General features: G+C 31.8%; 18 protein-coding genes, 7 tRNA genes and 1 pseudogene. All 26 read right to left on the bottom strand.

The features are described 5' to 3' along the window. Positions 1-92: 92 nt before the first annotated feature. The 26 genes and pseudogenes from lysS to spoVT all read right to left on the bottom strand — a co-directional run bounded on the left by lysS (position 93) and on the right by spoVT (position 22,981). A complete protein-coding gene (lysS, locus tag JHL18_RS02990) occupies positions 93-1,595 on the bottom strand; it encodes a lysine--tRNA ligase (protein WP_200266151.1) in 1,503 nt (500 codons plus the stop codon). Between the two features lie 14 nt (positions 1,596-1,609). After that, entirely contained in the window at positions 1,610-2,092 is a 483-nt protein-coding gene (gene greA, locus JHL18_RS02985) for a transcription elongation factor GreA (protein WP_200266150.1), read from the bottom strand. Positions 2,093-2,506: 414 nt separating this feature from the next. Beyond that, a complete protein-coding gene (gene dusB / locus JHL18_RS02980; RefSeq protein WP_200266149.1) occupies positions 2,507-3,484 on the bottom strand; it encodes a tRNA dihydrouridine synthase DusB in 978 nt (325 codons plus the stop codon). A 16-nt stretch (positions 3,485-3,500) separates the two neighbouring features. Beyond that, positions 3,501-4,280 carry a type III pantothenate kinase gene (locus JHL18_RS02975; protein ID WP_200266148.1) on the bottom strand — a complete coding sequence of 260 codons (780 nt, stop codon included), beginning with the start codon at positions 4,278-4,280 and terminating at the stop codon, positions 3,501-3,503. 161 nt (positions 4,281-4,441) lie between these two features. Continuing rightward, a complete protein-coding gene (locus JHL18_RS02970) occupies positions 4,442-6,115 on the bottom strand; it encodes a DEAD/DEAH box helicase (protein ID WP_200266147.1) in 1,674 nt (557 codons plus the stop codon). A 514-nt stretch (positions 6,116-6,629) separates the two neighbouring features. After that, on the bottom strand, positions 6,630-8,300 hold the full coding sequence (locus tag JHL18_RS02965; protein WP_200266146.1) for a formate--tetrahydrofolate ligase: 1,671 nt from the start codon (positions 8,298-8,300) through the stop codon (positions 6,630-6,632). 456 nt (positions 8,301-8,756) lie between these two features. After that, positions 8,757-10,562, bottom strand: a complete 1,806-nt coding sequence (gene ftsH / locus JHL18_RS02960) for an ATP-dependent zinc metalloprotease FtsH (protein ID WP_200266145.1) — start codon at positions 10,560-10,562, stop codon at positions 8,757-8,759. Positions 10,563-10,634: 72 nt separating this feature from the next. Then, positions 10,635-11,174 carry a hypoxanthine phosphoribosyltransferase gene (gene hpt, locus JHL18_RS02955; RefSeq protein WP_200266144.1) on the bottom strand — a complete coding sequence of 180 codons (540 nt, stop codon included), beginning with the start codon at positions 11,172-11,174 and terminating at the stop codon, positions 10,635-10,637. Between the two features lie 5 nt (positions 11,175-11,179). Further along, entirely contained in the window at positions 11,180-12,583 is a 1,404-nt protein-coding gene (tilS, locus tag JHL18_RS02950) for a tRNA lysidine(34) synthetase TilS (protein ID WP_200266143.1), read from the bottom strand. A gap of 296 nt (positions 12,584-12,879) precedes the next feature. After that, entirely contained in the window at positions 12,880-15,276 is a 2,397-nt protein-coding gene (spoIIE, locus tag JHL18_RS02945; RefSeq protein WP_200266142.1) for a stage II sporulation protein E, read from the bottom strand. A gap of 541 nt (positions 15,277-15,817) precedes the next feature. Then, positions 15,818-15,906: transfer RNA gene (locus JHL18_RS02940), tRNA-Leu, on the bottom strand. Between the two features lie 20 nt (positions 15,907-15,926). Then, positions 15,927-16,003, bottom strand: a tRNA-Met gene (locus JHL18_RS02935). 6 nt (positions 16,004-16,009) lie between these two features. Beyond that, positions 16,010-16,085 (bottom strand) — tRNA-Met (locus JHL18_RS02930). A 6-nt stretch (positions 16,086-16,091) separates the two neighbouring features. Beyond that, a tRNA-Leu gene (locus JHL18_RS02925) sits at positions 16,092-16,180 on the bottom strand. Between the two features lie 22 nt (positions 16,181-16,202). Continuing rightward, positions 16,203-16,279 (bottom strand) — tRNA-Met (locus JHL18_RS02920). Positions 16,280-16,285: 6 nt separating this feature from the next. Next, positions 16,286-16,361: transfer RNA gene (locus JHL18_RS02915), tRNA-Met, on the bottom strand. Between the two features lie 6 nt (positions 16,362-16,367). After that, positions 16,368-16,456, bottom strand: a tRNA-Leu gene (locus JHL18_RS02910). 208 nt (positions 16,457-16,664) lie between these two features. Next, on the bottom strand, positions 16,665-17,069 hold the full coding sequence (locus JHL18_RS02905) for a S1 domain-containing RNA-binding protein (protein ID WP_183279279.1): 405 nt from the start codon (positions 17,067-17,069) through the stop codon (positions 16,665-16,667). A 62-nt stretch (positions 17,070-17,131) separates the two neighbouring features. Then, positions 17,132-17,419: an FtsB family cell division protein gene (locus JHL18_RS02900; RefSeq protein WP_200266141.1), complete on the bottom strand. Its 288-nt coding sequence runs from the start codon at positions 17,417-17,419 to the stop codon at positions 17,132-17,134. A 90-nt stretch (positions 17,420-17,509) separates the two neighbouring features. Further along, the gene (gene yabQ, locus JHL18_RS02895) at positions 17,510-17,902 is read right to left on the bottom strand and encodes a spore cortex biosynthesis protein YabQ (RefSeq protein ID WP_338025437.1); all 393 of its coding nucleotides are present in this window, start codon (positions 17,900-17,902) and stop codon (positions 17,510-17,512) included. A 5-nt stretch (positions 17,903-17,907) separates the two neighbouring features. Next, positions 17,908-18,198: a sporulation protein YabP gene (yabP, locus tag JHL18_RS02890; RefSeq protein WP_200266140.1), complete on the bottom strand. Its 291-nt coding sequence runs from the start codon at positions 18,196-18,198 to the stop codon at positions 17,908-17,910. A 266-nt stretch (positions 18,199-18,464) separates the two neighbouring features. After that, positions 18,465-18,731 carry an RNA-binding S4 domain-containing protein gene (locus tag JHL18_RS02885; protein ID WP_200266139.1) on the bottom strand — a complete coding sequence of 89 codons (267 nt, stop codon included), beginning with the start codon at positions 18,729-18,731 and terminating at the stop codon, positions 18,465-18,467. A 60-nt stretch (positions 18,732-18,791) separates the two neighbouring features. Then, positions 18,792-19,094 (bottom strand): annotated as a pseudogene (locus JHL18_RS02880) (HU family DNA-binding protein); the annotation flags it as partial. A 179-nt stretch (positions 19,095-19,273) separates the two neighbouring features. Continuing rightward, entirely contained in the window at positions 19,274-20,728 is a 1,455-nt protein-coding gene (gene yabN, locus JHL18_RS02875) for a bifunctional methyltransferase/pyrophosphohydrolase YabN (protein ID WP_200266137.1), read from the bottom strand. Between the two features lie 13 nt (positions 20,729-20,741). Further along, positions 20,742-22,283 (bottom strand): putative polysaccharide biosynthesis protein, encoded by a 1,542-nt coding sequence (locus tag JHL18_RS02870; protein WP_200266136.1) that lies wholly within the window; start codon positions 22,281-22,283, stop codon positions 20,742-20,744. Between the two features lie 143 nt (positions 22,284-22,426). Continuing rightward, positions 22,427-22,981, bottom strand: a complete 555-nt coding sequence (gene spoVT, locus JHL18_RS02865; protein WP_200266135.1) for a stage V sporulation protein T — start codon at positions 22,979-22,981, stop codon at positions 22,427-22,429. Positions 22,982-23,032: the final 51 nt, after the last annotated feature.

The raw sequence follows: 23,032 nt of genomic DNA, 5'->3' as shown, positions 1-23,032 counted from the left end.
TATCAAAAAGCCATATTTTTATGAAATTACAAATTACCAAAGAATAAATAAAACCTTGCTTAAATAAAACTTAAGCAAGGTTATTTTTATTCTTATAGTGGTTTCATTGTTGGGAATAAAAGTACATCTCTTATAGACGCAGAATCTGTTAAGAACATTATTATTCTATCGATTCCTATACCTAATCCACCTGTAGGAGGCATACCAGTCTCAAGTGCACTCATAAATTCTTCATCAATTACATATGCTTCGTCATCTCCAAGCTCTCTTTCCTTAGCTTGTTGTTCAAATCTTTGTCTTTGAACTATTGGATCATTAAGTTCAGAGTATGCGTTACATATTTCTCTTCCATATACAAAACCTTCAAATCTTTCTGTAAAGGCTTCATTTCCTCTCTTCTTCTTTGTTAAAGGAGAGATTTCAACTGGATAATCAGTAATAAATGTTGGTTGCATCATATGCTCTTCTGCATATTCTTCAAATAACATATTTAACACTTCGCCTTTTGTTACATTCTTCATATCTTTTTTAAACTCAAGATGCTTTTCTTTTGCAATTGCTTGAGCTTCTTCATCACTTGCAATATTATTGAAATCTACACCTGCATATTCTTTAACAGCATCAACCATAGTAATTCTTCTCCATGGTGCTTTAAAGTCTATTTCAGTTCCTTGATATGTTACTTTAGTTGTACCATGAATTTTTTCACATACAGTAGAGATTAAGTTTTCAGTGATTTCCATCATATCGTTATAATCTGAGTATGCTTCATAAAGTTCAATCATAGTAAATTCAGGATTATGTCTTACATCTATTCCTTCATTTCTAAAGTTTTTACCCATATCATATACTTTTTCAAAACCTGCAACTATACATCTCTTTAAGTAAAGCTCAGTAGCTATTCTTAAATACATATCAATATCTAAAGCATTATGATGTGTTATGAAAGGTCTTGCAGCTGCTCCGCCTGCTATAGGTGAAAGTATAGGAGTTTCTATTTCTAAGAATCCTCTATTATCTAAGAAATTTCTAATTTCCTTTATAATCTTTGTTCTCTTAATAAAAGTATCCTTTACTTCTGGATTTGTTATAACATCTACTTCTCTTTGTCTATATCTTAAATCTGGATCTTTTAATCCATGCCACTTTTCTGGTAATGGTTTTAATGATTTGCAAATTAATTTAAATGTTGAAACCTTAACTGAAACTTCTCCAGCTTTTGTTTTAAACACTTCACCTTCTGCCCATATCCAATCCCCAAGATCGTGTGTTTTGTATTCTTTTAGAGCTTCTTCTCCAACCTCATCAATCTTTATAAATAGTTGAAGCTTACCATCTCTATCATGAATATCTGAAAATATAACCTTACCTTGACCTCTTTTAGACATAAGTCTTCCGGCTACTTTAACAATTTTTCCTTCTAATGTCTCAAAATTGTCTTTCACTTCAACTGATGAATGACTTCTTTCAACTTTATAAACATCAAATGGGTCCTTACCTGCTTCTTGTAGATCTAAGAGTTTCTGTCTTCTTAATCTTTCTTGCTCATTAAATTGAGCCTCTAACTGGTTTATACTCATTTCCTCATTTGACATTAAAAATCCCTCCGTTAATCTCTTCTTATTCCTAATACTTCAAACTTGCTCACACCTGATGGAACAACTGCTTCTACTATATCGCCTACTTTTTTGCCCATTAAAGCACTTCCTACAGGTGATTCGTTTGAAATTTTACTTTCCATTGGATCTGCTTCAGCTGAACCAACAATTATATATTCAACCTCTTCATCGAAGTCATAATCTTTTACTTTAACAATAGACCCTATTGTAACTGTATCTGTTGATATTTCTGATTCATCTACAACAACTGCATTTTTTAACATATTTTCAAGTTGTATTATTCTGCCTTCTGTAAAAGCTTGTTCATTTTTAGCTTCGTCATACTCTGAGTTTTCACTTAAATCTCCATAACCTAATGCAACTTTTATCTTTTCAGTTATTTCTTTTCTTTTAACTGTTTTTAAAAATTCTAGTTCATCCTCTAGCTTTTTGACTCCTTCATAAGTCATCATATACTTCTTAACTTCGCTCATTTTTTTCTCCCCTTCAACAGTCATACTATTATAATATATCATATTTTAACAAAATTTCATATAAATTTGTTATATGCTGCCTTCCTTAAACTGTCAATTATTTTTCATATTATAAAACCTATATTAGCTAATGTCAATATCGTTATTAAATAAATATTAAAATCTAAAGAAAGCTAATAAATAATTTAACAAGTTTTTTTGCAAACGTTTTATAGATTAAGTTGTCATTATAAATCTTTTATTGCAACTTATTATTTAAGACTTGCTATTTTAATGACCATACATAAAACATATGGTGCAGAAAAATAGCAAGTCTCATGTACTAATTTAAAATTTATGACTTTTCTCATTATTGTCTTTTTAGTATATTGTTATACCATATATTTATTCATTAATTTATCATAAAATGCTGTATCAAAATTCATTAATTAAATTTATTTTATATTCCCTCAATATTCTTATAACAGAATTTACATCATCTTCTGTATTAATAATATTTTTAATTTCTGTGCAGTTCTTTAAACCTTTTATGTACCAAGCAATATGTTTTCTCATCTCTCTTAAAGCTTTCCGTTCTCCGTCATACTTTAAAGCCAGATCGTAATGCTCCAAACACATATCAATTTTTTCAGAAGGAGTAGGTTCCAAAACCTCTATTCCATTCATCATGTCAGTAATCTGTTTAAAAATCCACGGATTCCCCATGCTTCCTCTTGCTATCATTATTCCATCACAGTTAGTCATTGATATCATATTTTTAGCATCATCTGCAGTTACTATATCTCCATTACCTATCACTGGTATATTAACAGATTGTTTCACTTGTCTTATTATATCCCAATCAGCCTTACCTTCATACATTTGTTCTCTAGTTCTACCATGAACTGCTATAGCATCAGCCCCTGCTGATTCTATTGTTTTAGCAAAGTAAACTGCATTAATATCATCTTTATCAAAGCCTTTTCTAAACTTAACAGTTACTGGTTTATTAGAAACACTTTTTACAGCCTTAACTATATCATAAGCAAGGCTTGGATTCTTCATAAGTGCAGAACCTTCACCATTTTTAACTATCTTTGGGGCAGGACATCCCATATTAATATCAACTATACAAATATCATCATTATTATTAAAATAACGCTCAGTAATTTCAGCCATAACTTCCGGATCATTACCAAATATCTGTACAGCTACTGGCTTTTCTTCCTCAGAAACTCGTAGAAGCTGTTCAGTATTATCACTTCCATAATAAAGCGCTTTACTACTTACCATCTCAGTGTAGACAAGAGAGCATCCCATTTTCTTGCATAGACCTCTAAAGGAAATATCAGTAACCCCTGCCATAGGAGCTAAAAAAACACTATTTTCTAAAATTACATTGCCAATATTCATTAGAGTATACCATCTTCTATTCTTTATTCTTATAATAAATTATCTTAAGTCCTTCTAAAGTCAATTTTGAATTAACTTTATCTATTTGATCCGTTTCTCTAGCAATTAAATTAGCTAAACCACCTGTAGCTAATACGAATGGTTCATCTTCTCCAAGTTCCTTCATTTCCTCTTTCATCTTTTTAATAATATATTCAACTTGCCCAGTATATCCATATATTATACCAGCTTGCATACTTGTGACTGTATTTTTGCATATTAGTGTATCTGGTTTTTCAAGTTCTACCCTAGGAAGCTTAGCTGCTCTCTCAAACAGAGCATCAGATGAAATTCTTATTCCTGGAACTATATTTCCCCCAAGATAGTTACCATTCTTGGATATAGCACAAAAAGTAGTCGCAGTACCAAAATCTATAATTATTGTGCTTCGCTTATACATTTCATACGCAGCAACAGCATTAACTATTCTATCTGCACCGACTTCTTTCGGATTATCATACTTTATATTTATACCTGTTTTTATCCCTGGCCCTACTATTATTGGATCCATATTGAAACATTTTCTAACCATATGTTCAAATGAATACATTATATTCGGAACAACAGATGAAATTATTATTCCTTCTATGTCCTTAATATCTAAGTTATTTTGGGAAAATAATGCTCTTACTTGTATGCCATATTCATCAGACGTTTTCTTTGGATCTGTTGATATTCTCCAGCTCATCATATACTTGTCATTGTCGTAAACTCCCAAAACTATATTAGTATTACCAACATCTACTAATAAGATCATAATAATAATCCTCCAACTAATACAATTAAAAGCAGCTTTTGAAGCTGCTCATTGATGTTTTATTCTATTTAACTGCACATTTGGTTAGTTTCAAAATGTGTTGTATAAATATCAATATAATTTTAGCAATTAAATTTTATTTGTCAAGTTTTTATCAATCTTTAGCTGAAGTCTCTTCTTTTCTTAGTTCCTTTTTTTTGAGCTACTTCTACATTAACTCTTACTCCGTTAATCTTAACCTTGTTCATTACATCTATTACATCATTTGAATATTGCTCAGGCACTTCAACAAATGTGTATTTTTCATATATATCTATAGCTCCTATACTTCTACCTGGTATACCAACTTCACTAGCTATAGCTCTCACAAGATGTTCTGGCTTTAGATTTTTGTCTCTTCCGATGTTGACAAACATTCTAACCATACCTTCTTCTCTACTTTGGCTGAATTCTCTTCCGCCTCTTTCACTTCTGTCATTTCTTCCGCTTCTTCTTGCACTTTCATCTCTAGATGATGCTGGATTCATATCTACATCGTCTCTTTCAGTAAAGTTAAGTTCTCTTTGTAGTAATGCAGCTGCTACATCCTTAGCGTCATGGCCTTGTTCTAGCATCTTTTCAACAATAGCTACATATTTCTTATATTCATCATTCTTCATGTCTTCTTGAAGCATATCTACAAACTTTTGAATCTTAACTTTTCTTACATCCTTTAATGTAGGTATATTATGAAGCTTCATTTTTTTCTTTGTATAGGTCATGATGTCTCTAAGATCTCTCATCTGTCTTCCAGTTACCATAGTGAAGGCTCTTCCTTCTCTACCTGCTCTTCCTGTTCTACCAATTCTATGAACATAGTGTTCTTCATGTTGTGGAACATCAAAGTTAAATACCATTTCCACATCATCTATGTCTAAACCTCTAGCAGCAACATCTGTAGCTATAAGTATTTTGATGCTTCCTTGCTTAAATCTTTGTATAACACTACTTCTTACAGATTGCTTCATATCTCCGTGTATCTTGCTGATATTGTACCCTTTGTTTAGAAGTTTTTCTTCAATTTCATCAACTTTACTCTTAGTATTACAGAATATTAAAGAAAGCTTTGGATTGTACATATCAATAAGTCTTGTCATTACTTCCACTTTATCTTGTTCTTTAACTTCAACATACATTTGAGCTATGTTTGGAGTTGTAATCTCCTTATTCTCTATCTTCACCATTTCAGGGTTCTTTAAGTGTTTCTTAACTATATCTAGTATAGATCTTTTCATAGTAGCTGAGAATAAAAGTTTTTGAACTGGTTGTTCTATAGTTGATAATATTTCTTCTATATCATCTCTGAATCCCATATTAAGCATTTCATCAGCTTCATCTAATATAAGAACTTTTAAAGCATTCATCTTTATAGTTCCTCTTCTCATATGATCCATAACTCTTCCAGGCGTACCAACAACTATTTGGCTTCCTCTTTTAAGGCCTCTTATCTGCCTTTCCATTGAGTCTCCACCATAAACTGCTAATACATTTAAGCCTCTTTTGTATTTTGCAAGTTTCTCAAATTCTTCACCAACTTGAACAGCAAGTTCTCTAGTTGGGCATAAAACTAACACTTGTAAATCCTTGCTTGAAGTATCTATTCTATCTATAGTAGGTATACCAAAAGCAGCTGTTTTACCTGTACCAGTTTGTGCCTGACCTACCATATCAGCCCCACTCATAACTACAGGTATAGCTAACGCTTGTATTGGTGTAGCTTCAGTGAACCCCATATCACCTATAGCCTTTTTTATCTCGTCTGAGCAATTTAACTCATTAAATATCATTTTTTCCATTCAGTATCTCCTTTTAACTTATTCTAATTTTTTATTTATTTTACGTATTATAATTTATTGCGCACCAAAAAAGGTCGAACTAAAAAAATCCTTTCCATATCTAAGAGGATTTTTCAAGGCGACCAAAATTTCGTTTATACTCTTGAAGTAAATCGGAAAAAAAACCCAAAAACATGTTATAACATATTAATTCTTACGAGACTCTATTGTATCACATGGTTTATTCTCTGTCAAAGTATAAACATAAATATTAAGATTATAATATTTATTTTTAGAATTACATCCCTTTAATTTTAAGTAAGTTTTCATATTGTAGACCTAAAATTATAGTAGCCTTATGAAAATCTTCTATCATTCTCGAACTATTATTTTCATAGCATTCGAATATATTCTTTTTTCAGAAGTTTGTTAGCTCAAATTTTATATACATTATTTTCTTTATTAATTATTTGAAAAGTCCGCTGAATTTATACATTAAATCAGCGGATTTCAAATATAATTTCTAATTTAGTTTTTAAAATAAACCTACAATTTCTCCATTTTCAAGGATATCCATCTTATTTGCAGCTGGAACTTTAGGCAATCCAGGCATAGTCATTATATCTCCAGTCAATGCTACAATAAATCCAGCTCCATTTGATACTCTTATTTCTCTTACAGTTATTTCAAACCCTTCCGGTCTACCTAATAAAGAAGGATTGTCAGATAGTGAACATTGAGTTTTTGCCATACAAATAGGTAACCTATCTAATTTAAAATCTTCTAATTCCTTTATTTGCTTTTGAGCAATTGAGGTATAATTCACACCTTTTGCTCCATATATTTCTTTAGCAATAATATTAATCTTTTCCTTAATTTGAAGTTCTGAATCATAAATAGGACTAAAGTTTGATTGTTCTAACTCTATTGTTTCAACCACTTTTTTAGCAAGGTCAACTCCACCTTCTCCACCTTTTTCCCAAACTTCAGTAAGAGATACCTTAACATCTATGGAGTCACAAAACTCTTTTACAATTCTTATCTCTTCATCTGTATCTGAAATAAATTTATTTATTGCAACTATAACTGGAACTCCATACTTCTTAATATTTTCTACTTGTTTTTCTAAATTTTTAATTCCTTTTTCTACCGCTTCTATATTTTCTTTATTAAGATTATCTTTCTTAACTCCGCCATGGTGTTTTATCGCTCTAATTGTTGCTACTAAAACTACACAATTTGGCTTTAGTTTACCATATCTACACTTTATATCAAAGAATTTTTCCGCCCCTAAGTCTGCTCCAAAACCAGCTTCAGTTACAGTATACTCGCCTAATTTCATTGCTGTTTTAGTTGCAATTATTGAGTTACACCCATGTGCTATGTTTGCAAAAGGCCCTCCATGTATTATAGCTGGTGTATTTTCTAAAGTTTGAACTAAATTTGGTTTTATAGCATCTTTCATTAGCAACGCCATAGCACCTTGTATACCTATCTCTTTTGCATAAACAGGCGCCCCTTCTAAATTGTAAGCTACGAGTATATTACCCATTCTTTCTTTCAAGTCTTTTAAATCTTTCGCCAAACATAATATAGCCATTATTTCTGACGCTACTGTTATCATGAATCCATCTTCTCTAACAAATCCGTTTGCTTTGCCTCCCATGCCTATCACTATATCTCTTAACGCTCTATCATTCATATCCATTACTCTTTTGAAAATTATTCTTCTAGAATCTATCTTTAATAAATTACCTTGATGGATATGATTATCTATAGCAGCACACAGCAAGTTATTTGCAGTAGTTATTGCATGCATATCTCCAGTAAAATGAAGATTTATATCTTCCATAGGAACAACTTGTGAGTACCCGCCACCTGCCGCTCCTCCTTTCATACCGAAAACAGGACCTAATGAAGGTTCTCTTAAAGCTATCACAGCATTTTTCCCTATCTTATTCAACGCTTGCCCAAGTCCTACAGTAACAGTTGATTTACCTTCCCCTGCTGGGGTTGGGTTTATAGCAGTGACAAGCACTAATTTTCCAAATTTATTTTCTTCCTTGTTGTTAACAACATCAAGAGATATTTTACATTTATACTTTCCATAAAGTTCAATATCATCATCAGTTAACCCTAACTTTTCTGCTATCTTTATTATTGGTTCTATTTTCGCTTCTTGAGCTATTTCTATATCTGTTTTCATAATAAAATTCACTCCTTCAGTTTAATGTTCTTCAATATATGATTTTTTCTTTCAATCAAACCAACTAATATTAATAAAAAAATCACAACTTATACAACTAGAATATTTATACGTACCCCTAGTAACATAATATTATTATTTGCCATAGCATTATTAACATGTATATTATACCATTTTAAAATATAAAATAAATATAAATTCGAATGTTTTTATTTAAACCCTACGAATGATTCGCTAATATACATATTATTATCACAATATTATTTATAACCATACGTGTTATTAACTTTTTTAATTTTATTTCATCTTCTTTTTATAAGCACAACCACATCTAGTTTATAAATCCAGTTTTAAAATCAAAAATTAAGTATAAGTGCTCTTAATTGATTTTTACCACAAAAATATCTACAATTCATATAAAATAAGGTAACCACATTGTCTGCGGCTACCTTATTATTATTGTGCATTGTTAAATATTTCTTCAAACTCTTCAGCTTCAAGCTTTTCCTTTTCTAGAAGAGCTTGAGCCACTGCATGTAACTTACCAACGTATTCAGTAAGCAATGATTCAGCTTTTCCATAAGCCTCATCTATTAGACCTTTAATTTCTTTGTCAATTTTAGATCCAATTTCTTCACTGAAGTTTCTACTTCTTCCGATATCTCTTCCAAGGAAAACTTCATTATGGTCGGTTCCGAAGGATATAGGACCTACTTCATCACTCATACCATATTCCATCACCATGCTTCTAGCAATATTACTAGCTCTATCAATATCATTTTTGGCTCCAGTACTTATATCACCCATTATCAATTTCTCTGCTACTCTACCACCAAGAAGCCCTACCATTTCATCTTTTAATCTAGACTTAGATGTATAACTTCTATCTTCTGCTGGTAAATGCATTGTATATCCACCAGCCATTCCTCTTGGAATTATGCTTATTTGATGAACTGGATCCGCATTTGGTAATAGCTTAGCTACAACCGCATGACCTGCTTCATGGTAAGCTGTGAGTTTTCTATCATGTTCACTGATAACTCTACTCTTCTTTTCAGGACCAGCAATGACCCTTGTTATAGCTTCTTCCATTTCATCCATGCCAATTATCTTCTTACTTCTTCTTACTGATAGAAGTGCTGCTTCATTAGCTAAGTTTTCAATATCAGCTCCTGTAAATCCAGGAGTTCTCTTTGCTAAAACTTTAAGCTCTATATCATCAGATAAAGGCTTATTTCTTGTATGAACCTTAAGTATCTCTTCTCTACCTTTAACATCAGGAGCTCCAACTACAATTTGTCTGTCAAATCTACCTGGTCTTAATAGAGCTGGATCTAAGATATCTGGTCTGTTAGTAGCAGCTATCATAATGATTCCTTCATTAACTCCAAAACCATCCATTTCAACTAGCAACTGATTAAGTGTTTGTTCTCTTTCATCATGGCCACCACCAAGTCCAGCACCTCTTTGTCTACCTACAGCATCTATTTCGTCTATAAATATTATACATGGCGCATTTTTCTTTGCTTGCTCAAATAAGTCTCTTACTCTTGAAGCACCTACTCCAACGAACATTTCTACGAAATCTGAACCTGATATACTAAAGAACGGTACTCCAGCCTCTCCTGCAATTGCTCTTGCAAGAAGAGTTTTACCAGTTCCAGGAGGTCCAACTAAAAGAACACCCTTTGGAATTCTGGCTCCCATTTCTATATATCTCTTAGGTTGCTTTAAAAAGTCAACTATTTCTTCTAGTTCAGCCTTTTCTTCATCAGCACCTGCAACATCTTTAAATGTAACCTTCTTCTTATCTGGAGTAGCCATCTTAGCTCTACTCTTGCCAAAATTCATTACACCTCGGCTTCCGCCTCCACTTTGAGATTGTTGCATAAATATAAAGAAAAATGCTACAAATAAGAAAACCACTAAAACTGTTGGTATTATCTGTACCCATACAGATATATTTGTTGGAGGTTCAAACGCAACTTTTACATTTGGTTTATTATTATTAGCAAGTAATATATTTAATGTTTCAACAGGAACTACAGTATTAAAAGTTTTGTTATTGGTTAAGGTACCCTCAACAGTCATTTTATCCTGTTTCACTTGTATACTCTTAACTTGGTCACCAATCCACTTTTGTTGAAAATCGCTATATGGTATAGTACTTCCTGCTTCTGAACTTCTCACTAGAAAAAATGCAGAAACTACAACCATTATCATTACCACAACCCAGGCCGTTAAGCTAGAAACTTTTTTCATGATAGGCCCCCCTCTCTTACTAGTTACTATAAAATTTTACCATATGATTTTTTCTATTACAATATAGTTACATCACTTATTATATACTTCCTCTTTTAAAGAAGCTATAAACGGTAAGTTTCTATATTTTTCGGCATAATCAATGCCATAACCAACTATAAATTCGTCTGGAACTTCAAACCCATAATACTTCACATTAATATCTGTTTTTCTTCTTACTGGTTTATTAAGTAAAGATACTATTTCTATACTGTTAGCGTTTCTATCCTCAAAGTACTTCAATAAATAGCTTAGAGTAAGACCTGTATCAACTATATCTTCTACTATTATGACATCCTTACCAGCAACATCATTGTCTAAATCTTTTAAAATTCTAACAACTCCTGAAGTTTGTGAAGAATTTCCATAACTTGATACAGCTATAAAGTCTAACTCACAAGGTATTGATATATACTTTAATAGTTCAGAAGTAAATATCACAGATCCTTTCAGAACTCCAACTACAAGTAATTCTTTTCCCTTATAGTCTTCGCTTAAATTTGTTGCTATTTCTTTAACCTTGCTAATGATAGTATCTTCAGAAAACAGTACTTCTTTTATGTCTTCTCTCATGTTAACTATTCCCTTTCTATAAAACTTATTTGTAAAATATTTTTTGTATTCTTATTAACTTTAAATAAATCGCTTATCTTTAAACCTACAATCCAAGAAATTTGGTCATCAAAACAAACCAAAGGGATTTCATCTCTTAAATTATTAGGCACTTTATTATCAATGAATATATCTTTTATCTTTTTAGTGCCTGTCATACCTAAAGGTTTAATTTTATCACCATTTTTTCTATTTCTAATAATTATTTTTTGTTTTATTTTATCATAATCAAAATATTTGATTAAGTCACTACTATTCAAGTTAATTTTGTTATTATTCTGTTTCACCTGTAAAACAGCATCATAACTTAACCCATCTAATCTTAGATTTTCTACTTCCTTTTCATCAAGTTCTTGTTTAGATATTATAAATTCTATACTTCTGTGTCCCTCAAACTTTCTCATTGAGATAATTATATCTCCATAAGAATTTTCTGCAACTATATTATTAGGAAGATTTATGCTTTTTCCTGTTTTTCCTTTTTGTAATAGGATAATATCATAAATATGTTTCATTTCAAAATTATATGTAGCTCCAGAAACATAAAATATAGATTTTCTTATAAGCCTTGTCAATAACGCTTCATGTATATTAAAAGCCTCTTTATTTATTATTATAGTTCCTATTTTCTCTTTGCAAAACTTAAAATACATGTTTTCAGAACTTTTATCAATATACTCACTATCAACATTCGCTAATGAAGCAAGCCTATTAAGAGACTCCACAATGTCTTTATTAAAATTATTTTTTATAAAAGGAATCATTTCAAGTCTTACCTTATTTCTAGAATATATACTTTCTAAGTTAGTTCTATCAATTCTAGGATTAAGGTTATTACTTACGCAATAATTTTCTATCTCTTCTCTGGTTATGCAGAGTATAGGACGTATATATACGTCATTCCTCACTGGCCTAATGCCAACCAATCCATCTATACCCGTTCCCCTCATAACCCTCATCAATATAGTTTCTGCTTGATCATTTGCATTGTGAGCTATCGCAACCTTATTGAACCCTTCTTTTTTTATTATTTCGTTAAAGAATCCGTATCTCGCCTCTCTACCAGCCATTTCAGACGATATACCTTTTTCTTTCGCCATAGATTCAATATCTACTCTTTTTGTAAAACAAGGGATTCCAAAGTTAGCGCACATTTTTTCAACATAACTTTCATCTTCAAAGGAATCATCTCCTCTAAGCAAATGATTAACATGTGCCGCTCCAAGAGAAATATTAAGTTCCTGTCTCATCATGTATAAAACATGCAATAAGCAGACTGAGTCAGGACCTCCTGAAAAAGCAACCAAAACCTTATCTCCATTTTTTATCATATGATGTTCTCTTATAAAATTTATAACTTTATCATTCAAGTTAGAACACTTCCTAATCAAGTTTAATAACTTATTATAACATATCATTAAACTCTTATTAATATAAATTATTACAAATTCACTAAAACTTAAACAAATCGTATATTATTAATTAATACTTCTACTGATAATCACAACCAAAACCCTTACCATTTATACATAAAAACGACTATGAAACTAAATCAACATTAGTTTCATAGTTAGTATTCATTTTATACAGTTTTAATATCAAAATTGTATTTTGACCATAAATGATTTATTTTATTACTCATATAAATTACAAAAAGCGCTTGTACCTAGTATATCGCAAACACCTTGGATACTACTACTGTCATATCATCTTTTATCTTAGCACCACTTATTTCTTTAGCTTTATCTAATATTTCTAGAGAAAGCTCTTTAGGATTCTTATTATTAGTTGTACGTAAAAATTCAGTAAGCCATTGACAACTTCCATCGCCATCTTTACCATATAATATTCCATCACTTATGGTAACTATCAAATCTCCATTAGACACTTTTTTCTCTACAATATCAACATCTGTTGTATCCAGTATTCCAAAAGGCAATGTTTTTGATTTTACTAGTTCAACCTTATCACCTTTCTTGATAAAACTTTCCACAGCTCCAACCTTCATAAACTTAGCATTTCCTGTATATAAATCAATGTTTTGAAGATCCAGAGTTGCAAATTTTTCATCTTCGCTAAACTTCATAGACATTATAGAATTAACAGTATTTATGGCCGTTAATTCAGAAAATCCAACTTGTGTAAACTTTTCTATAAGTTCGACAGCTGCTTTACTCTCTGCACCAGCCTCAGGCCCAGATCCCATGCCATCGCTAACTAAAACCATATAGTTACCATCCTGAGTTTTTCCATAACTATAACTATCACCTGTGTACTTTTCTCCATCTTTACAAGCTATTGCCGCATATGATGATACATGATATTTAGGCGTTTCCTCAATATATACTGAACACTTATTAGTATTTGGATCTATAGAACAGCCATCTCCACCTATACTCATAGTCTTGCCTATAGATTTATTTATTACTGGTAGAACATCTTTTATACACACTTGTCCACCACCGCAACTATCCATAGTTACTTTTATATTTAATCTACCATTTTTATCGCTATAACACAAAATATCATCATACTTTATGCTTTCTTTATTCAATGCTCTTTTTATAGTTCTTTCTACATCATTGCATATAACTATATCTTTGCTAAAATCATCTATTAATTCCCCAATTGTGACCGCCATATTGTTTATATGACCTGCTAAAAGCTTTCTTCCCTCTCCAAGTCTTCTTTTAAGCATTTCATCTTGAATATAATTACCTACTATCTCTTCTGTATTCTTTACTAGAGCATATTTTTTGATACACTTTTTATCCAATTCTAACGGAAAACTTGATTTCCCATCCTGATTACTTCTTATCAATTCAGAGAATGAATTGTAAGTAGTATGCAATTCTCTCTTCCAACAAGTATATCTCATATCACAACTGCTACACACTCTGTCTGCTAAGTTTTCTATAAGTGCACTGCTTTTATTTTTCAACAACAACCTATCATTATCAACCAAATTATTTAGAGTAACTGATATTGTTGATAAAATTTCTGTAAAATCAACAAGTCTATTAGTAAACTCTTCTTTAATCTTACAAAAATGCAAATCACCTAAAGTATCCTGTTTTCTTTCATTATCTAATTCAAGAGATAACTTATTATAAAACTTAAGCGGAACTACACAAAATAATACTGCTACTATCAAAGCCTCTATAACCTTAAAATCATCAAATTTCTTCGAATACATTGACAGCACAAAATACACCACAATATAAGCGAGCATAGTAAACCATTTGCCTGTATCTTTAAATATACCAACCATTAATCCGCATATACTGTATACACTTATATAAAGCATCATATTATTAGTAGAAAGACCTACTATTATCCCCATTGCAACACCTGCTGCCGCTCCCACTGAACTGCCTAAAGAAAATGCTATTATTATTACAAAAAATAACGCAACTACATTTCTTATGCTAACACCAAAAAGTGCTACACTACCTATACCTGAAATTATAAGACAAAATAATAAGGCCATAGATATAAGTTCTTCACTTGTAAAAAAGTGATTTGTTTTTATATCATCTAGGCATGTTAGTGCATATTTTATAATATAATATATTGGATAAACTACAACACATTGCACTAACGATGTCACTATATTAATCCATAGACTTATATTAGAACTAAAAGCTCTATAAAAAATCATCGACAACATGAGCATCGAAAAACTCATTATCAAACTAACTTTCTCCTTCAACTTAAATGGAAGGTTAGTAAATATAGATATAATGGCTGCCGACAAAATGTAAATACCAATATTAGGCGTGCTACCTAGAAGAGTTGCGTATCCCAATAGAACTCCAACTGCAGCGATTATTCCTTCCTTCTTACTTTCTTTATTCAAAAACGACAGTATGAAAGCTATCCCGAAAGGAGATAACCCCTCTATACCCGCTCCATTTGCATTTATCGTTACTCTACTTATCAAAAAAGCTCCTATAAAATTAAATAGTAATCTATAAGGAGATCCTATAATCTTAAGTTCTTTCTTATCTTTTTTTCTATCACTTATTCTTTTATATGTAGTGACATCTACTCCATATTGCATTTGTAAACCCTCCTATTTTTCTAAAGCGTATTTTTATTATAGCAAAGTCATTTGGAAATATATGTCACTTGATGCTTGTTGAAAATATTTTTATTCGGACATTTATCACTGTATTTCTTTATATTATTTATATTGATTTTTACCTGACTTATTGTAAAAACACATTTCTATTACAATTAGCCGCACAAAGTTGCAAATATACATTTTCATAGAAAAACCTCCTTATTTGTCGTTGTAGAATAGTCCTTGGAAATTTATAAGGATATTTTTTATGCATATAATTACACCTTTAGTTTTTATGTCAAAAAAACAAAATTAAATACACTAATGAAAATAGACCTTTTATAAATACATCACTTCATATCTATACGATTTTATTTTATACCTTTCTCAATACATATAAAAAAGCTCGCTGAAGCGACCTTCTTCAGCGAGCTTTTTTAACGAATTTGCCTTTGCGAATATATATGGGGAAACTTACAGGCGAATAAGTTTTATTTTTTATATAACAAAAAAAGAACTCATATATTATGAGTTCTTTTGGTGCTGAAGACCGGAATCGAACCGGTACGATGTTTTAGCATCGCAGGATTTTAAGTCCTGTGCGTCTGCCAGTTCCGCCACTCCAGCAAGATGTATTTAATTCAAAATGGTAGCGGAAATAGGACTTGAACCTACGACCCTTCGGGTATGAACCGAATGCTCTAGCCAGCTGAGCTATTCCGCCATATTATGGTTGCGGGGGCAGGACTTGAACCTACGACCTTCGGGTTATGAGCCCGACGAGCTGCCAACTGCTCCACCCCGCGATATTATGGTGCTGAAGACCGGAATCGAACCGGTACGGTGTTTTAGCACCGCAGGATTTTAAGTCCTGTGCGTCTGCCAGTTCCGCCACTCCAGCGAGTATTGTGTTTAATTTAAAATGGTAGCGGAAATAGGACTTGAACCTACGACCCTTCGGGTATGAACCGAATGCTCTAGCCAGCTGAGCTATTCCGCCATGTTATGGTTGCGGGGGCAGGACTTGAACCTACGACCTTCGGGTTATGAGCCCGACGAGCTGCCAACTGCTCCACCCCGCGATATTATGGTGCTGAAGACCGGAATCGAACCGGTACGATGTTTTAGCATCGCAGGATTTTAAGTCCTGTGCGTCTGCCAGTTCCGCCACTCCAGCGAGTTTTTTTCTGTCCGCCTCTCAGCGACAAGTTTTATTATAAAGTATGATATGTTTACTGTCAACACTTTTTTATTTTTTTATATATATGTTTTAATAGTTTGTGTATTTTACAAAAGATACTCTATCCCATAATAGTTTAGATCTTAGTTATAGATGATAAAAACCGGATGTCTCCATCCGGCTTTTTCTATCTGAATACTTTATATTAACCTAAATTTTTTCTTCCCTTTGACTTGAACTCTTGATGTTTTTTTACATCAGCAAGTTTTTCTTCGCTATCTTTAAGGAACTTTGACATTATATCTTCAAAACTATTTGAAGAAGCCTTCTTCTTTTCTGAGCTCCAGTCAATCTCTGCAGGCTTAACTGATTTCTTTTGAACATTAGCTTGCTTTATTGAAAGGCTTATCTTTCCATTGTCATCTACTGATATAACTTTTACCTTTACCTTATCTTGCTCTTTTAGGTGCTGTCTTATATCTTTTACAAATGAATCTGCTACCTCCGAAATGTGTACAAGTCCAGTTTTACCTTCCACTTCTACAAACGCTCCAAAGTTTGTGATGTTAACCACTGTGCCTTCTAAAATGTTTCCTGCCATTAAGGTCATGTTAAAAATGTTCCTCCTTAAAATAATTAGAATAATTAAATCTATGTTATTTTTATAATAACCTATTTTGTAGAACTTGAATCATTACTTGTTAAAACTTTCTTTTCACCTGGTTTAATCATACCTAATTTCTCTCTAGCCATCTTCTCGCTATAAGCATCAGTTTTTGACATGTTAACTTCATCTTTTAATCTATCATTAACTGCCTTCACTTTATTAAGTTCTAATTGCCTTTCACTTACCTGCGTACTAATTTTGTGCATAGTAATTTCTTGTCTTATAAAACTAAATACAAATATTGATACAATTAGGAGTATAGCTATATTTTTAAGAGTAAATTTCTTTTTCATGACTAAAGCCCCTTCGATTTCCAAAAAAATTCATTTATACTCCTATTTTAATAACTATTCATTTTTTATTCAAGTTATTTTTTTATCTTACTACTTATTAATCCTATTCCTGAAGAATATAAGTTTAAATATATACGATAAGTTCTTAAAAAATATTCTAATACCTTTTCCTACAACTCTCTCAGCTTTCTTTTCAGTTTTGAGCACTTTCTTACTAAATAGCTTGATATAAATAAATGCCCCTATTATTATAAATAGATATACATACATCCCTAAGAAAGCGTAATTCACATAGAGAAGAAATGTAAATATTATTATTGCAGTTAATATCCAGAATAAAAAATCCTCTATAAAAACAATAAACTTAGGTGTTCCAATGCCTCTTACAGCTCTGTAAATGTCAAAAAGCACACCAGTTAACATTCCAGCTGCAAGGCTAAATATTACAATCTCAAATTGAATTTTTAATGGAAGCAGCATCATATCACCTACTTAAATATCTTCTTGAAGATATTTTCCTTTTCCTTTTTAACTTCTCCTGTATATATCATAGCTGATATTTTCCCTATTATAACTACATCTCCATTCTGTACATCTAACTTATTCATCTTAAGCCCCTCACCCTTTACTGTAAGCATGCCTAGACATGTATTTAATAATATTTTTTCTTCATCAAAACTTAGAACTTCCACAACTCCTGTCAAAACAATCTTCTTTCTATTTTCCAGTGCTAAGTTGCTCTTTCTTTCTTCAACTTTAAGCTCCTTCTTATTCTCCATAATATCCTCCTATATGTTTTTATAATAAAATATATGACTATAAATTTTGATATATTCAAAATGTAGCTATTTTATTTAAATACCTGATCATAAGTGACTACACTATTTTTATGTAGTTGCTATTATGGAAACTTGTATAGATTTATTATATAGAACTTATAGAAATTAATATCAACTCTGTGATAGTAAACTATTTAGACTCACTTTACATTTATAAAACAATATAAAATGACAAAAGGTCTCCTTGACTATTCGTCAAAGAAACCTTAAATTTCATCTTGATCTTCTTCACCTTCTAATATCTCATACATCTGCTTTGCATTTTCTTTTTTTACATGCTCCGCAATATTAGTTATCTTAGCTTTCAGTTTTTTGTTGGCAAACACTATTTCAATTACATCCTCTTCTTTTACCTCTGTAGAAGGTTTTGCAACTTTGCCATTAATAGATACTCTTCCGCCTTCGCATACTTCTTTAGCCACGGTTCTTCTCTTGATTATTCTAGATACCTTTAGATATTTATCTAATCTCATAATATATCTCCTTATAACTTTAAGAACCCGAGATACCTCGGGTCCTAAAATATATATCTATTACTTGTTAACTTTTTCTTTGAACTCTTTACCAGCTTTGAATACTGGAACTTTTGAAGCAGGTATTTGAATAGTTTCCTTAGTTCTTGGGTTTCTTCCTTCTCTAGCTGCTCTTTCTCTAGTTTCGAAAGTTCCAAAGCCAACTAATTGAACCTTTTCTCCATTTTCTAAAGCTTCTTGAACACTGTCAATGAAAGATTTTAATGCAGCTTCTGCATCTTTCTTAGTTAACTTACTCTTCTCAGCCATGCTTGAGATTAATTCTGCTTTATTCACTTTTACATCCTCCTTAAAACTCTTATGGTATGTTTTATGGTACCCTGATTATAATTATGTATTATAATCTACATTAACATATTATATAACCACTTTTTTATATAGTCTATAGTAAATTACTTATTTAACAGTACAAATATAATATGGTAATGATTGCTCACTCATGCTATATATTCTTCATAAAAGGGAAATTTCCTTCTTTGCCCCTAGTTTTTTTCAGTTTTTTTTGCTTTATTCCACAAATTATCCATTTCCTCAAGGGACATATTCTCCAAATTTTCTCCTTTTTTAGAGGCTTCTTGCTCAATATAAGAAAATCTTCTTATAAACTTTTCTGTTGTTTGAGTTAAGGCAAGCTCACCTTCTACCTTAAGGAATCTGGCAACATTAACACAGGCAAACAATAAATCTCCTACCTCTTCTACTATCTTTGCCCTATTTTCTCCATTATATACCTCTCTTATTTCATTTAATTCTTCTTCTACCTTAAGCATAGCGTCTTCTACCTTATCCCAATCAAACCCAACCTTTTTAGCCTTATTTTGCACCTTTGTGGCTCTGATAATTGAAGGTAAGGACTTTGCTATAGCCTTTAATTCATCTGTAATGCTTTCAAATCCCTTTTCCTCTTTCTTGATATCTTCCCATTTTTCTAACACTTCACCAGATGATTTTAATGATTGATTACTAAATACATGCGGATGTCTATTTATCATTTTCAAACAAATTCCTTGTACTACATCATTTATGTTGAAGTACCCTTCTTCCTTAGCAATAGAAGAATGGAATACTATTTGCAGTAATACATCCCCTAACTCTTCTATCATTCCAGCATCATCCTGGTTATCTATTGCTTCCAAGACCTCGTAACACTCTTCTATAAGAGCTTGTTTTAAACTTTCATGCGTTTGTTCTCTATCCCAAGGACATCCACCCTCACTTCTTAAAGTATCTATTATACCTACTAAATCATAAAAATCTTTTTTATTTTCCAAGTCCTTCGGTACATAGATTGAAGTTAAATAATCTATATCTTCCTGCATATCAATTTCATAAAGAGGCATTTTTCTTATACTTTCTTGATTTTTTATGCCTGCAGCTCTAACAAAATATACTTCTGTATCGTCATTAAATTCTTCTTGAAGCTTTAACTTTACTTCTGAAGCAATAAATTGGTTATATACCTGAGTTATTATAATCCCAGCCCTCTTATCTAGAATCTGGTTTTCAATATCAAATGCATCAACAATTTTAAGACCTTCCACAGGATCTATTTCTAACGCTTCCATCATTACATCAATGAAGCTAACTGCTGGTAAGACTTCATACGGAAGACCCTGCTCTTTGCACATGTTTACTAGATTTAAGACGGATCTTTCTGCCACTAAAGGATGCCCAGGAACAGCATAAATAATATCATTAAGTTTTTTATGTTGCTCAACTAAATCCAAAGCAATGCTTTCATACACTTGGTCAAATGTATCAGACTTCTCATAAGCATCATCATAAGTATTAAACTTTACTCCCTCATCAACTAAATACTGAACGGTAGGGTGCTTTTCTGTTCTAAGGAATACATTATCACACCCTTTTAATTCTCTTATAGCTCCTAAAGTTAAGGCTTCCTCAGATCCAGGTCCTAAGCCGATTATCTTGATCATGTTTTTTCTCCTTTTATCTATGTCTTTTTAAAAACTTACTTTTTATATAATCATATTTAAAGACACCAAGAATTACTATTAGTATTACATATATAATAATACCCAAAAAAACAGAAATCAAGCAAGCTATTCCATTACTAGACGTTCTATTAAATATATTAATATAGGTTATTAAAACTACTAATATCATTATAGTAGCTGCAGCTAACGGTTTCATCACTGCTGCGCCGTAATCTATTCTAACTTTAAGCTTTAAATGGAGATATATTAGATTTAGCATAGAAGCCGCTATATATGCCAATATTGAAGCTGCTACAGCTCCATATATATTTAACCACGATATCGGTATAAGATATAATGTCAATACTACCTTTATGAAGCATCCTATAAGAAGATTTATCACAGGCATAGCATAAGATCCAGTAGATTGCAATATAGCTGTGGTAGTTTGTGCTAATATTATAAATGGAATAGAAATAGCTAGATATTTCAGTATCTGATAGCCCTCATATCTTCCCGGAAATATAAGCATCATTACAGGCTCTGCTAAGAAATATAAGCCTAATGTACAAGGTATAGCTATTACCATTGACATTCTTATAGCAGAATCTACCTTAGAAGCAACTTCTCTTATATTTTTCAATATATAATTTTCTGCAATTATAGGTATTAAGGAAGTACTTAAAGCAACAGATAATGTTAATGGTATATTGACTATCACTGAAGCTTTACCTGTCAATTGAGCATAAAGAATAGTAGCTTGTCTATAATCAAAACCCGCGTTCAAAAGTTGTCTTGGCACTAATATAGAATCAATCAAACTAGCTATGGTTCCAACCGCACCACCTAAAGATATTGGTATCGCTATTCTAATCAACTTAGCAAGAAGTTTATCATTTGATTTTACTTTCCTTACCCCAAAGCTTTTCTTGACTTTAAAATACTTTCTTATCAAGTATATTCCACCTAAAAAACCTCCTGCAGCTGCACCAAAGGCAGCTCCACCTGCAGAATATTCTATTCCATAAGGGAGTAATATAACAGCTAGTCCAACTCCTATGACTACTCTTCCTATTTGTTCAATTATCTGCGAGATTGCAGATGGGTTCATATTTTGGAGTCCTTGAAAGAACCCTCTAAAAGCGGACATTATAGATATACATATAGGAGCAAAGGCAACTCCAATAATAGAATAATAAGATTTCGAATCCCATCTTAATGCTGACATTATAGGTTTAGCACCTAAGAATAAAAACAGCGACATGCCTGTCCCTAAAATTATCATTAAAATAAATGATTCTTTCATTGTTTGAAAGGATGTATCCAAATCTCCAACTGCATTACTTTCCGAAACCATCTTAGAAACCGCAACCGGAATCCCTGCTGCTATAGCTACATAAAACATATACAAAGGATAAGTCATTTGATAATATCCTATACCCTCGTCGCCTATAAGCATTATTAAAGGCCAACGAAAGAATATTCCTAGGAATCTTGTGAATATTCCAGCAACACCTAGTATTATACTTCCTTTTATAAGTGATTGTTTTTTCATAAAATACCTCCAAATTTTTTAACTACTTAATCTTTATTGCAAATTTGGAGGTATTATTACAGAATTTTTTATATCTAAATGAATAAATCTTTAAAACCTAGTCAATAATTAAAATGGTTTTGGGATGCAAGTCCTAGGAGATATTACTGTTCCATTTGTTTTCCTAGGAATGCTGCAGCTGTTTCAGCAAGCTTAATTTCTAAGTCTCCAAACTTTTCTCCAGCTTGTTTAGATAAAATCAAAACAGCGCCGATTGCATCCCCCTCTGATATTATAGGCGATACTACTTGACATGAATATTTATCTTCAGCTGTATCTTCACTATATATTGGTATTACTTTAGCCCCAGTAGCTCCTAAACATACGGTTTTTCTTTCATCCATTATCTTTTCCAATTCATTGCTTATCTTCTTTTCCATAAAATCTTTTTTAGAAGCTCCACTTACTGAAATGAAAGCATCTTTATCTGCTATTAAAACTATATGACCTATTGCTTGTTGAAGACTTTCTGCATATTCTTTGGAAAAATCTGTTAGTTCTCCAATTGGAGAATATTTCTTTAATATAACTCCACCTTCTCTATCTGTAAAAATTTCTAGAGGATCTCCTTCTCTAATTCTCAAAGTTCTTCTTATTTCTTTTGGTATAACTACTCTACCTAAATCATCAATACGTCTAACAATACCTGTAGCTTTCATTATTATATTTACCTCCTTATATATCTTTCACTTAAAACTTTCGTTATTATT

The organism is Clostridium yunnanense (genome assembly GCF_016595795.1).
GTDB classification, from domain to species: domain Bacteria; phylum Bacillota; class Clostridia; order Clostridiales; family Clostridiaceae; genus Clostridium_AR; species Clostridium_AR yunnanense.
The sequence above is the reverse complement of the archived record's forward strand: the minus strand, read 5'-3'. Positions and strand labels throughout refer to the sequence as shown.